General features: G+C 45.2%; 12 protein-coding genes and 1 pseudogene. 4 read left to right on the top strand and 9 right to left on the bottom strand.

Annotation, left to right across the window (positions count from 1 at the left end; all coding sequences use genetic code 11):
• Positions 1-7 precede the first annotated feature (7 nt).
• Positions 8-1,204, bottom strand: coding sequence for a glycine C-acetyltransferase (kbl, locus tag OGW13_RS02895; protein WP_042998614.1), 1,197 nt, complete (start codon positions 1,202-1,204; stop codon positions 8-10).
• Between the two features lie 215 nt (positions 1,205-1,419).
• Between kbl and rfaD the strand changes: the two genes are divergently transcribed.
• From rfaD to OGW13_RS02875, 4 genes and pseudogenes are all read left to right on the top strand, one after another.
• Positions 1,420-2,352, top strand: a complete 933-nt coding sequence (gene rfaD, locus OGW13_RS02890) for an ADP-glyceromanno-heptose 6-epimerase (protein ID WP_287115601.1) — start codon at positions 1,420-1,422, stop codon at positions 2,350-2,352.
• A gap of 12 nt (positions 2,353-2,364) precedes the next feature.
• Entirely contained in the window at positions 2,365-3,411 is a 1,047-nt protein-coding gene (gene rfaF / locus OGW13_RS02885) for an ADP-heptose--LPS heptosyltransferase RfaF (RefSeq protein ID WP_042998616.1), read from the top strand.
• Between the two features lie 3 nt (positions 3,412-3,414).
• The gene (gene rfaC, locus OGW13_RS02880; RefSeq protein WP_042998617.1) at positions 3,415-4,377 is read left to right on the top strand and encodes a lipopolysaccharide heptosyltransferase RfaC; all 963 of its coding nucleotides are present in this window, start codon (positions 3,415-3,417) and stop codon (positions 4,375-4,377) included.
• Positions 4,378-4,387: 10 nt separating this feature from the next.
• A pseudogene (locus tag OGW13_RS02875) lies at positions 4,388-5,440 on the top strand (O-antigen ligase family protein); the annotation flags it as partial.
• A 53-nt stretch (positions 5,441-5,493) separates the two neighbouring features.
• On the opposite strand, the gene OGW13_RS25810 reads toward OGW13_RS02875, so the two are convergent.
• The 8 genes from OGW13_RS25810 to OGW13_RS02840 form a co-directional block, all read right to left on the bottom strand.
• On the bottom strand, positions 5,494-5,586 hold the full coding sequence (locus OGW13_RS25810; protein ID WP_418225177.1) for a hypothetical protein: 93 nt from the start codon (positions 5,584-5,586) through the stop codon (positions 5,494-5,496).
• Between the two features lie 99 nt (positions 5,587-5,685).
• Positions 5,686-6,762, bottom strand: a complete 1,077-nt coding sequence (locus OGW13_RS02870) for a glycosyltransferase family 9 protein (protein ID WP_287115600.1) — start codon at positions 6,760-6,762, stop codon at positions 5,686-5,688.
• 37 nt (positions 6,763-6,799) lie between these two features.
• Positions 6,800-7,654: a 3-deoxy-D-manno-oct-2-ulosonate III transferase WaaZ gene (gene waaZ / locus OGW13_RS02865; RefSeq protein ID WP_287115599.1), complete on the bottom strand. Its 855-nt coding sequence runs from the start codon at positions 7,652-7,654 to the stop codon at positions 6,800-6,802.
• 180 nt (positions 7,655-7,834) lie between these two features.
• A complete protein-coding gene (rfaY, locus tag OGW13_RS02860) occupies positions 7,835-8,533 on the bottom strand; it encodes a lipopolysaccharide core heptose(II) kinase RfaY (protein ID WP_044267560.1) in 699 nt (232 codons plus the stop codon).
• Positions 8,534-8,546: 13 nt separating this feature from the next.
• Positions 8,547-9,563 carry a glycosyltransferase family 8 protein gene (locus tag OGW13_RS02855; protein ID WP_287115597.1) on the bottom strand — a complete coding sequence of 339 codons (1,017 nt, stop codon included), beginning with the start codon at positions 9,561-9,563 and terminating at the stop codon, positions 8,547-8,549.
• A gap of 20 nt (positions 9,564-9,583) precedes the next feature.
• Positions 9,584-10,597, bottom strand: coding sequence for a lipopolysaccharide 3-alpha-galactosyltransferase (waaO, locus tag OGW13_RS02850; protein ID WP_287115596.1), 1,014 nt, complete (start codon positions 10,595-10,597; stop codon positions 9,584-9,586).
• Positions 10,598-10,602: 5 nt separating this feature from the next.
• Positions 10,603-11,682 carry a lipopolysaccharide 1,6-galactosyltransferase gene (waaB, locus tag OGW13_RS02845; RefSeq protein ID WP_287115666.1) on the bottom strand — a complete coding sequence of 360 codons (1,080 nt, stop codon included), beginning with the start codon at positions 11,680-11,682 and terminating at the stop codon, positions 10,603-10,605.
• 34 nt (positions 11,683-11,716) lie between these two features.
• Complete coding sequence (locus tag OGW13_RS02840; protein WP_054177217.1) at positions 11,717-12,661, bottom strand: WaaS/CpsH family glycosyltransferase; 945 nt, start codon at positions 12,659-12,661, stop codon at positions 11,717-11,719.
• Positions 12,662-12,709: the final 48 nt, after the last annotated feature.

Here is a 12,709-nt window from a genome sequence, read left to right as displayed (position 1 = left end):
CACATCCTCAGGCAATAACGCCCAGTTGTTTACCAATGCGGGTGAAGGCTTCCACCGCGCGGGTGATTTGTTCCGGAGTATGCGCCGCAGACATCTGAGTACGAATGCGCGCCTGGCCTTTCGGAACAACCGGATAGAAGAATCCTGTGACGTAAATGCCCTCTTTTTGCAGCTCGCGGGCAAAATCTTGTGCAATCACCGCGTCACCCAGCATCACCGGGATAATCGCGTGATCGGCACCCGCCAGAGTAAACCCGGCGGCAGACATTTGCTCACGGAACTGACGCGCGTTAGCCCACAGGCGATCGCGCAGTTCACCACCAGACTCAACCATCTCCAGCACTTTGATGGAGGCAGCGACAATCGCCGGCGCCAGCGAGTTAGAGAACAGATACGGGCGAGAGCGCTGACGCAGCCATTCAACCACCTCTTTGCGCGCGGCGGTATAGCCACCAGACGCGCCGCCAAGCGCTTTACCCAGCGTGCCGGTGATGATATCTACGCGGCCCATCACGTCGCAGTACTCATGGGAACCACGACCGTTCTCTCCGACAAACCCCACCGCGTGAGAGTCATCGACCATCACCAGCGCGTTGTATTTGTCAGCCAGATCGCACACGCCCTTCAGGTTGGCGATGACGCCGTCCATTGAGAACACGCCGTCAGTGGCAATCAGCACATGACGAGCCCCGGCGTCGCGCGCTTCTTGCAGACGCGCTTCCAGTTCCTGCATATCGTTGTTGGCATAGCGGAAGCGCTTTGCTTTACACAGACGCACGCCGTCAATGATAGAGGCATGGTTCAGGGCATCGGAAATAATCGCATCCTCGGCGCCGAGCAGCGTTTCGAACAGGCCGCCGTTGGCATCAAAGCAGGAGGAGTAAAGAATGGCATCTTCCATGCCGAGGAATTCAGCCAGCTTTTGCTCAAGCTGTTTATGGCTGTCCTGGGTGCCGCAGATAAAGCGCACCGACGCCATCCCGAATCCGTGAGAATCCATACCGGCTTTTGCCGCAGCAATCAGCTCTGGATGGTTCGCCAGCCCCAGATAGTTGTTGGCACAGAAGTTAATGACGTGGCTACCATCCGCCACCGTGATATCGGCCTGCTGAGCAGACGTAATAATGCGCTCTTCTTTAAACAATCCTTCCGCACGGGCGGTTTGCAGATCGTTGGTTAACTGTTTGTAAAAATCCCCACGCATTGCGATTCTCCAGACTGGGCAAATTTCAGCACATCTTACCTAACCCTGGACGCTGATACGAGATGACGCATTATCACTTCTTTAAAATGCAGGATAAATCACGCGTACCCACACGACCATTCGGTGAATGGCTGAAGCCAACGCTATGTAGTGATATGATAAGAGGTATTCGTGTCTGAGATTGTCTCTGACTCCATAATTCATAGGTTACAGTTATGATCATCGTTACCGGCGGCGCGGGCTTTATCGGCAGCAACATCGTTAAGTCCCTGAATGATAAAGGTATCACCGATATCCTGGTGGTGGACAACCTGAAAGACGGCACCAAGTTTGTTAACCTGGTGGATCTGAACATTGCCGACTATATGGATAAAGAAGATTTCTTAATCCAGATTATGGCGGGCGAAGAGTTCGGCGAGATCGAAGCCATTTTCCACGAAGGGGCCTGCTCTTCCACCACCGAGTGGGACGGCAAGTACATGATGGATAACAACTATCAGTACTCCAAAGAGCTGCTGCATTACTGCCTGGAGCGCGAAATTCCGTTCCTGTATGCCTCTTCCGCTGCCACCTATGGCGGTCGCACGTCTGACTTCATCGAATCCCGCGAATATGAGAAACCGCTGAACGTTTACGGTTACTCTAAATTCCTGTTTGACGAGTATGTGCGTCAGATCCTGCCAGAAGCCAATTCACAGATCGTCGGCTTCCGTTACTTCAACGTCTACGGACCCCGCGAAGGCCATAAAGGTAGCATGGCAAGCGTGGCTTTCCATCTCAATACGCAACTCAACAACGGCGAAACGCCGAAGCTGTTTGAAGGTAGCGAAAACTTCAAGCGTGACTTCGTGTACGTCGGCGACGTGGCGGATGTAAATCTGTGGTTCTGGGAGAACGGCGTGTCCGGCATCTTTAACCTGGGTACCGGTCGTGCAGAATCCTTCCAGACGGTGGCAGATGCCGCGCTGGCATACCATAAGAAAAGTGAACTTGAGTACATTCCGTTCCCGGAAAAACTGAAAGGTCGCTACCAGGCATTTACTCAGGCCGATCTGACCAACCTGCGCGCTGCGGGCTACGATAAGCCCTTCAAGACCGTTGCCGAAGGCGTTACGGAATATATGACCTGGCTGAACCGCGACGCGTAAGGCAGGCAATCTATGAGGATTCTGGTGATTGGCCCGTCCTGGGTAGGCGACATGATGATGTCGCAAAGTCTCTATCGCACGCTCAAGGCGCGCTATCCCCAGGCGATAATCGATGTGATGGCACCGGCATGGTGCCGTCCGTTGTTATCGCGGATGCCGGAAGTCAACGAGGCAATTCCAATGCCGCTCGGCCACGGCGCACTCGAACTTGGCGAACGCCGCAAACTGGGTCACAGTCTGCGTGAAAAACGCTACGATCGCGCTTACGTGTTGCCCAACTCGTTTAAATCAGCGCTGGTTCCTTTCTTTGCCGGTATCCCTCACCGTACGGGCTGGCGCGGTGAAATGCGCTACGGCCTGCTTAACGATGCGCGCGTACTGGATAAAGCCGCCTGGCCCTTAATGGTCGAGCGTTACGTGGCGCTGGCCTACGATAAAGGCGTGATGCGCACGGCGAAAGATCTGCCGCAGCCGCTATTGTGGCCGCAACTCCAGGTGAGCGAAGGTGAAAAGTCGTTAACCTGCAGCGCGTTTTCGCTTTCTGACGAACGTCCGATGATTGGCTTTTGCCCCGGCGCGGAGTTCGGTCCGGCAAAACGCTGGCCGCACTACCATTATGCGGAACTGGCGAAACAGCTCATCGATGAAGGCTATCAGATAGTGCTGTTTGGCTCGGCGAAAGATCATGAGGCTGGAAACGAAATTCTGGCGACATTGAGTGATGAACAACAGGCGTGGTGTCGTAACCTGGCGGGCGAAACACAGCTCGAACAGGCGGTCATATTGATTGGCGCGTGTAAAGCCGTTGTCACCAACGACTCCGGCCTGATGCACGTCGCCGCGGCGCTGAATCGCCCGCTGGTCGCTCTCTATGGCCCAAGTAGCCCGGATTTCACCCCGCCTCTGTCACATAAAGCACGTGTAATTCGCCTGATAACGGGCTATCACAAAGTACGCAAAGGCGATGCCGCCGAAGGCTATCATCAGAGTCTGATCGACATTACGCCGGCGCGCGTACTGGAAGAACTCAACAGTCTGTTACTGCAAGAGGAAGCCTGACGAATGCGGGTTCTGATCGTCAAAACGTCCTCAATGGGTGATGTGCTACATACCCTGCCGGCACTCACGGATGCACAACAGGCCATCCCCGATATTCAGTTTGACTGGGTGGTTGAAGAAGGGTTTGCGCAGATACCGTCCTGGCATGCCGCGGTGAACCGTGTCATCCCCGTGGCGATTCGCCGTTGGCGTAAAACCTGGTTTTCCGCGCCGATTAAAGCAGAACGCAAAGCCTTTCGCGATGCCGTACAGGCTGAGCACTATGACGCTATCATCGACGCCCAGGGACTGGTGAAAAGCGCGGCGCTGGTCACACGTCTGGCGCACGGGGTAAAACACGGCATGGACTGGCAAACCGCGCGTGAACCGCTGGCCAGCCTGTTCTATAATCGCCGCCATCATATTGCCAGACAACAGCATGCCGTAGAGCGTACGCGCGAACTGTTTGCAAAAAGTTTAGGCTATCAAAAACCGGCGTCGCAGGGCGATTATGCCATTGCGCAGCATTTCCTTACCTTCGGAAGTACGGGTGAACAGCCCTATGCCGTCTTTTTGCATGCCACAACGCGCGATGATAAGCACTGGCCGGAGGCAAACTGGCGAGCGTTAATCGGTCTGTTAGCTGACAGTGGGATAAGCATTAAATTGCCCTGGGGCGCGCCTCATGAAGAAGCACGGGCGAAGAGGTTATCTGAGGGATTCGCTCACGTTGAGGTATTACCGCGAATGACGTTGGAAGGCGTCGCACGCGTGCTGGCGGGAGCAAAATTTGTCGTTTCAGTCGATACGGGGTTAAGCCATCTGACCGCCGCACTCGATCGACCTAATGTCACGTTGTACGGTCCTACGGATCCAGGGCTCATTGGTGGTTACGGGAAGAACCAGGTGGCGTGTCGTGCGCCAGGAAATCAATTAGCAATGCTAAACGCTGATTCAGTCCGCGACGAACTATCATCATTATTATAAAGGTAATTGAATGCCAACCTTGAGTCTTATCAGTCCCTGGCGTCACTACGCCACGAAGACGTCTTCAGCACTGGAAGTAACAACTTATTTGCTCTGTGCCATCACGCTGATTGTCGCAATGTTTGATAATACGCTAAGCATGAAGTTATATAATGTTACGGCGATATTGGGTCTGTTGGCGCTGCTATTACGCGGTAAACCTGAAAGCTATTCGGTACAGTATTGGTTGCTACCGCTCGCTATTTTTATCATCGGCGCGCTGGACGTCGTCTGGTATTCCGCCTTTAAGGTTGATCATTCTCCCTTTCGCGCGACCTATCACAGTTATTTGAACACGGCGAAAATTTTTCTCTTTGGCGCTTTTCTTACTTTGCTGGCGCTGACGTCAAGAATTCGCATTAAGAAAGAGTTACCGCTTTATATCCTGTATTCGCTGTCATTTTTTATCGCGGGATATGCATATTACATAAAATCCACTACTGGCATGGCTCGTCTTGATTTCGGCATTGGTACGGCTACGGGCGCCGCCTACTCCATTATGTTTGTCGGGATTGTCAGCGGAATATCGATTCTCTACACCCAGCGGAATCACCCGATATTATTTTTATTGAATGCCATCGCGATATTCTATGCCCTGGCACTTACCCAGACGCGTTCCACGCTGTTGATCTTCCCGGTGATCTGTGCGCTGTCGTTGGTTGCCGGGTATATCAAGTCGCCAAAAAAACTCTTCTTTTCAGTCATCGGCTTTTTGATTGCGCTGGTTGTCCTGATCGCCATATTCAGTAAGCCGATTTATAACCGTTACCATGAAGGTGTTTCAGATTTGAATCGCTACAGTCAGGGCAACAGTAATAGTTCTCTGGGCGCACGGCTGGCGATGTATGAGATTGGCTTTGATATCTTTAAAGACGCGCCGTTCGCGGCACGCTCGGCCGATACGCGGGCAGAGCGAATGACGGAATTAGCGAAAGAACATAAGTACCTGCAAGGCGCACTCGAATTTTCGAATGTCCATTTGCACAATGAGCTCATCGAAGCCGCCTCACTGAAAGGGATTGCCGGGGTTCTGTCGACGCTTTTCTTCTATATCGCGTTGTTCTTTACGGTCTATTATCACCGTTCGCTGGGACTGTTTGCATTAACGTTAGCCGCCATTGGAATCGGGCTGAGTGATGTTATTCTCTGGTCTCGGAGCGTACCAATCATCTTAATAACCGCGATCGTTTTAATGCTTTTCCTCAAGAAAAACCGACAGCACGGCGATATTGCGTCACAATAACCTGACGATCAGAAGTGAGCTATCACTCACTTCTGGTGTTTTGACAGCAACCCCTCTACCGATTCAGTCAGCACCTTCAGGCTAATATCCTTCACCGTATACGTCGGAGAGACCACCTGTAACGCATTGCAGTTATTCGGTGCCCAGATGAGGTGTGAGGGGTAGGTCGTTTGTCGCGCATTTGGATAAAGCGCGAGCGTAGGAATTTCATATGCCGATGCAATATGGACCAATGCAGTATCCACGGAGATGACATACTGACTGAATTTTGTCAGTGCAACCGTATAAATGAATTCTTTAAAGGGCAGTGATTCAATGCCCGGTATCGCAATAGAGCGAATATCTTCGGCTAAGCCGGTAAAAATAATTCGGTAATCCGGATACTGTTTACAGAGATGCGAATAAATCGTACCGATCTGCTCATCAGACAGGCGGCAGATTTTCTTTGCCCCTAATGCATTGATAATAATTATTTTTGAGTCGCCAACAAAATTCAGAACATCTTTTTCAACCGACTCTGGCAGCGGTAAATCATAACTCACATCAAATTCATGACGTTCATCGCCATAAAAATAACGCAGTATTTCACTGGCCCGTGTACACATGTGCGCCGTTAACTTCTCATCATGCGGATGGTAAACGGTGTAGTAACGTTTATACCACTTATCAAAACCCAGGATATGAGCGCGTCTGACACCCGACAGCAACAGGCTGTGACCAAAGGAAGGCATGGTTTCAAAAGGATCAAGTACGATATCGAAAGATTCGCGGGAAAGACATTTACGTAATGCCAGTACATCACTGATTGCATTTGATTTTTTAATATAAAACTGATGTATGCGACGATTACCAGAAAGAAACGCTTTCCCCGTTTCCGTGGTTAATATTGACAGTTGTACACCACGATTAGTCAGTTCGCGATACAGCGAACTCAATACAATTAAATCGCCTAACTTGTTGTTATCATGGATTAGCAAGCAAGTCTGAATCTTGTCTGCATTAATTTTTGCATTCTTTTTCCTGTTGAAGAAAAATGACAAAAAATTAATCTTGATTTTATTAATGCAGAATCTTTTTTTCTTATGAAAAGCACCTAAACCCATGCGAGTTACCACACTACAAATATAAAAGAGGTTAATACTAACTTACATAAGAATCGGCACGATCGTGAAGATCGTGCGCATTGTTCCTGATGTGCTGTCTGGAGGGTAACGCTGCGACATCCGCTGCCTTAATATAGGGAATAATATCATAGCTTATTGCGGTATCGTCAGACAGATTATAGATATTAAAGTCATCAACGCTCTCACACATGAACTGGAAAAATGGCAGAATTTTGATTAAATCCTTGCTCAGTTCAGAAGGCATTGGATTGCGACTCTCATCATAAAAACGCGCACAGCTCCCGGTGATATCTAATCCGGAACAGATCGTGTTGTCATAACCTAATGAATACGCTATCTGCATCGCCGTATACGCCACTGTATGGCATGAGCAGTAACCTAAACTGATATCTTTACTAAATCCCACCAGTCTTTTACGTTTAGAAATGGGCACCCGAATCAAGAGGTTCTTATTCCATTTTGAAAGCATTTCTAGCTTCAGTTTCTTGAAAAAGCCGCCTTTTTCACGTTTATAAAATGCGCGTAAAATCAAACAATGAGTCCGCATATATTTCTTATCTTCTTCAGTAGCGGCTTCATAAACATCCATATTAACGACAGTAAACTTACTCGCCCGGCTAAATTTATAAAAATCGTGACGTCTTTGTAGCAAAAAACGCGCATCTGTTAAGATATAAATGAAGGGAGTAATACTATTACTGAGCAAGTATTCCGCAGCGCCGTTAACAGTAATGACATCATTGTTCTGCAAAAGAGAAAGCGGTGTCCCTCGGGAGGTGGGTCCCGATAAGAAAATGATCACGTTATCAGATGTTCTGTTGGCAATAAGTTGCTGAACACCTGCTCGAGTTATAAACTTAACATTACTCATATGAAACCTGTAGGTTTGTCATGCAACTTAAATCACGATGAATCTTTGAGGAAAGTGTTCATGGTTTATCTTTAGCGAGGATGAGCAAACCAGACTGACCTGATTTGCTCACAAAATATACAAACTCATTTTTGCATTTAGAACGACTAAAAGCAATATTCTAAATAATCACATTGAAGCTTAGCGCACACTTTTACCTTTCAGACGGCGCAGGAAATTCCGCCATTTTTTCTTATAAACCAGCAGATAAAACCCCAAGTCTTTTCTATTATTTTCAATACCATAGTGGCGTTCTAAATCAATACGATCTTTCGCCATTCTCTGTCGGGAAGGTCTTTTTCCGGACAGATCGATTATTCTTATTTCATCATTTTGTAATATGAAGTTACCTTTATGCGGATCACCTGAGACCATACCATGCTGATGCAACCCTTGAATGGATTGCTTTATCTTCTCTTTCACATCATCGGAGATGACAGGCAGGTCTACCAGTTCAACCCCCTCGATATACTCAATGATCATGATGTAAGTATGCACATAACGAAGGGTCTTCACTTCAGCAAGCAAATAAAAGTCATTTAAGGCGTCAAAACCTTCCTGCCGCACGCGATCGGTCTGGTAAAAAAGCTTTTCGTAGTAATCCCCTTTAACCAACGACTTAAAAAATCGCTCAGTATTTTTTACTTTAGGGTGAAATACTTTCAGGATATATTTTCCATGGTCAGTATCAATTAATACGACCTTGGTATCCTCAATACTACGAAAGACTCTTAACACTTTAAGATTATGCGTTAAAAAATCATTGAAAATATCAATGTATTTCTCGCCATCTTGTTTTACAAATACGGTATAGTTTTTAATTTTTGTTTCAGTGATCATAATTATAAAGGTATTATTTCGCTAAAATTTTACGATAGAGGTACGCTACACCCGCAATTACTCCACGCAGATAATGTTTTTGAACCAAAAGATGTTTATATCTTTTTTTATACTCAACCATCGTTCGCGCATCTTTGGCAGGAACCCCTTTCCACGGTGATTTAATAAATGCATTAGTATAATAAATCGCGGAGGGATAATTTGCCCAAGCATGCCAGGGTTTTGTCGCCCCTGTATAGTGAATCAGCTTTGTATCAGCATGGATTATATTTAAATATTTTTTATGCGTCTTATCGCTTAATTCACTTTTAATGGTATAAATTGTATTGTATTCACGAGGTAAAAAATAAACTTTATCGCGCAGCAGTATATTTAGGACATCCTGATCCGGATATTTAAAAAAGGTTGCACTTCCATCACTGTCTGTCAAAAGAGACAACGCCCTGGCAGTTAATTGGTTCTCAGCCCATCGCCTGAGATTTATCAAGACAACACCGGAGTTGAAATATCGACCCTGAAGATTAAAAGAGGGTAGCCTTTCATTTACCCTGGACTGTATTGAGTCAACATCTTTTACCACGGCAGCGACGTTATCATTGAGATCAAGGTCCAGAAGATAGTCCAGAGAGCCTTTGCAAATGACATCAGCATCAAGGTACAGCAATTTTTCCAGTTTATAGTGAAAAAAATCAAAAGCGAAAAGTCGAAAATACATGGCTCTTGACCAGACCTGTGTTTTCGGCAATACCTCAAGGCATTTGACATTGATAAGGTATAATGAAATTTTTATCTTATGCTCTTGCACCAGCGCTTCAATCTTATCAACGAAGCTTTGTGTATAGTTATCGCAGATAATATGAAAAGCAACATTTATATCATTATGAATTAATACCGAGGTAATAGACACCCCGACACCATCAAGATAGTTTTCATCAATTCCATAAGAAATATTTAATGTATTACCATTAGTATCATAGCGCTCATCAAAAACTTTATATTCTGCTATCTCTATTTCAGGAAATGAGTCCACTGCGCCACCTATAATTATATTTATTTAATAATTTTGCTTTTAAAGTAAAGTGCATAATCTACCAGACCAGAGAAATATTGCTTCTGGTTGAACATATGCTTCGCCGCATAACGCAACTGATGACTGTTGTTAGGTTTCAGCAATTCAACATTACACCAGGGTGATAACTTTTTCGCATTCAAAAAGCTTTGCGCGATAGGGTAGTTGCCCCATTGATGCCAGGGCTTAGTCGGCCCAATATAATGAATGAACACCGTATTTTCATCCACAGGGTTAACCACATCACGCTTTAATTCGTAATTGATGCTGAATTGGGTATTAAACTTCTTGCCAATAAAACGCGTCTTGCCGACCAGCAACATATTCAGTACATCCTGGTCCAGGTGAGTGATACGCTGTACTACATCCGGATCGCGTAACATCTCGATAGCCTTGCGGGAAATATCTTCAGCAGTCCAGACAGGAAGATTAATCAGCAAAAAGCCCGCATTAAAGTAGCCAGAAACCAGTCCCGGCATTGCCAGACTGACTGAGCGTTTCGTCCACCACTCTGACTCTCCCTCCGCTACCACGGCCGCAATTTCATGTTCAGCAAACTGGAGGTCAATCAGTTCTTGTACACTTCCCTGACAGGCAATATCTGCATCCAGATACAGTACCCTGTCTATTTTTCCAGCGAAGTGGTCGGCGATAATAAACCGGAAGTACGTTGCATATGACCAGTTTTTAGTACTTGGTAATAATTTCAACTGCTCACAGTCAACGAGATACACCACGATTTGGGTGGCGTATTGCTTTGCCAACGCATTAAATCGCGCCTGTTCATCATTGCTAAATGAGTCCGTAAAGACATGAAAGGAAAATGGTGTATCGGGGTTAGCAATCAGTATTGACGCAATGGACACACCGCAACCAAAAAGGAAGTTCTTGTCGATGCCATACGCAATATTAAAGTTATCAACATCACTATATTCTGCATAGTTATAATCTAAAGTCTGCTGAATGACTTTTTCTTCAAAATACGTTTGAGTCATAGTGATCACTTATTGATTTTGGAAAATATCGCACTTCTTAAATGCTGGAAATAGACTTCATTATAGAAGTTTTCTATCGTCTCAGGAATAAGATGACTATCATACTTCATCTGACCTGAGAGGATTTGATTGAGCAGATGAGTAAACTGTTGGAGATCCTTCGGAGGATACAATTCACCATTGATACCCGGTTTGATCATATCCCGTGGACCAGACATACAGTCAGAGCTAATGCAAGGAATGCCATACGACATGGCTTCAAGTATCGCCATGCCAAATCCCTCAAAGGATGACGTGAGCAACAATGCCGATACTTTTTTAATGTCATTTCGAACCACCTGCCATGGATTGACCTGCCAACCATGCCAGGTAATACGATTATCAATCCCCAGTTCACGTCCATAGGACCGACATTTTTCAAAATCTGAACCGTCACCAACCACATGCAACCGCCATTCGCCTTCCGCATGGGATAATCCATCCAGCAGATCCTTAATCCTTTTTTGCCCTTCAAACTTCATCCTTCCGACATACAGAAAGACCGCGGGTTGGCCTTTTTCTGGTTGCGGAATAATTTCTGACTTTCTGGAAACGGGATTATAAACAACGGTAATGTTTTTTTGATCAATACCCCGTTCGATCATCTGGTGTTTGATACCACTACTGATTGCCAGATGATAATCTGCCCAGCTAACACATTCGGCGTGTTTTTTATGATCCAGCGAAAAATGTGGCCAGGAGAATATCGTAAAATTCTGGCCTGATTTCTTCCGCGCTTTTCTGGCGAACAGGCAAGACAGCACATCAATACAGATCACCACATCGGGTTCTGTTTTCTTTAGCCAGTGGCTAAACGTATGGATATGCTTTGCCCGACGTAAAAAGCCCAGACGGATAGTGGAGAAAGAGCATGAGTAGTTAATACCACTTAACCATGCCTTATCCATTTTGTCATGTCGGCAAAAGAAAAACATCTCACACTGGATTGCAGAATGTTCAGCCTGAAAGTTGTTGATAACATCCCGGATGACCGTTTCCATTCCACCAAACCCGGACACAGCTTCGCCAATAAATGCGATTTTCATAATTTTTTGCTTTACATTAAAAATTGAGCCATCGTTATTGATACTCATTGTTCTTGAATTCGTTGATTATCGTTTCCAACATGCAGTCAGGACTGTATTTATATAAAATATCATGTGTAACAGGCTCGACAGGCGCATCAAGAAAAGACTCAAACTGATCCCACACATGATATCCTAGGATAAAGAAACGTTCTTTTACATATATATCAGAATTCAATATACTTTTATTATTGGTGATTACTTTTTTATTAAAATACAGGGCTTCTAATATACGTAAAGTCCAGCCAGTTTGATCTTCCCGTGTTATGTCAATAAGTACATCTGATGCCAACGAGCGTTTTAAATTTTCATTAAAGGATAAAGGTTTATTTATTATATAACTCGAATCATACTTGATGTTATCATCACCGACAACGTTAAAATCCAGGGTGACATTGTATGACATTAACGTGCTTGCAAGTTCCGTTAATAACTTTAACCTGTTTTTATCTTTACCCAAGAAATAGCAAACTGATTTTTCGTTTCTTCTTTCATCAGAAATATACTGTGTTACTTCATGGAGTCCAACAGGGAAAAATTGCTCTAAATGTTTTACTTTTTGAACCTTAATATCCTTTCGCTCAAAATCATAAATAAAATCAAAAGAGTCTGCATGTTTTTCAATAAATGACTCATTCACAGAGTTTCTTAACAGAAGAACTTTATGACATTTTAGATTAGTAATGATTTGAGGGGTGATGCCTTTAGTTATAACACTATCATTAAATACGGCAATGTCGTGCGATTCCAACCCCTGGAGATAGGTTTTAATAAACTGCTTCCCCAACCAATTGGTATTAATGTCTAGTTTTCTTATTTTTTTTGCAACCCACACATACCGGGATGGGACTGAAATATTAGCTACCTGATAATGTTTTTGTAGGTAACCAATCATGTTTAGTTCATAATCAGCTTTCCAGTTTATAAAATATACTGTCATCTAAGATCACACTATCAGTGTTTTATAAATACACAAATAAAAAATCTA

This window comes from Citrobacter sp. Ca225 (assembly GCF_030337175.1).
Classification (GTDB): domain Bacteria; phylum Pseudomonadota; class Gammaproteobacteria; order Enterobacterales; family Enterobacteriaceae; genus Citrobacter_A; species Citrobacter_A amalonaticus.
This window is presented reverse-complemented; position numbering and strand designations above follow the sequence as displayed.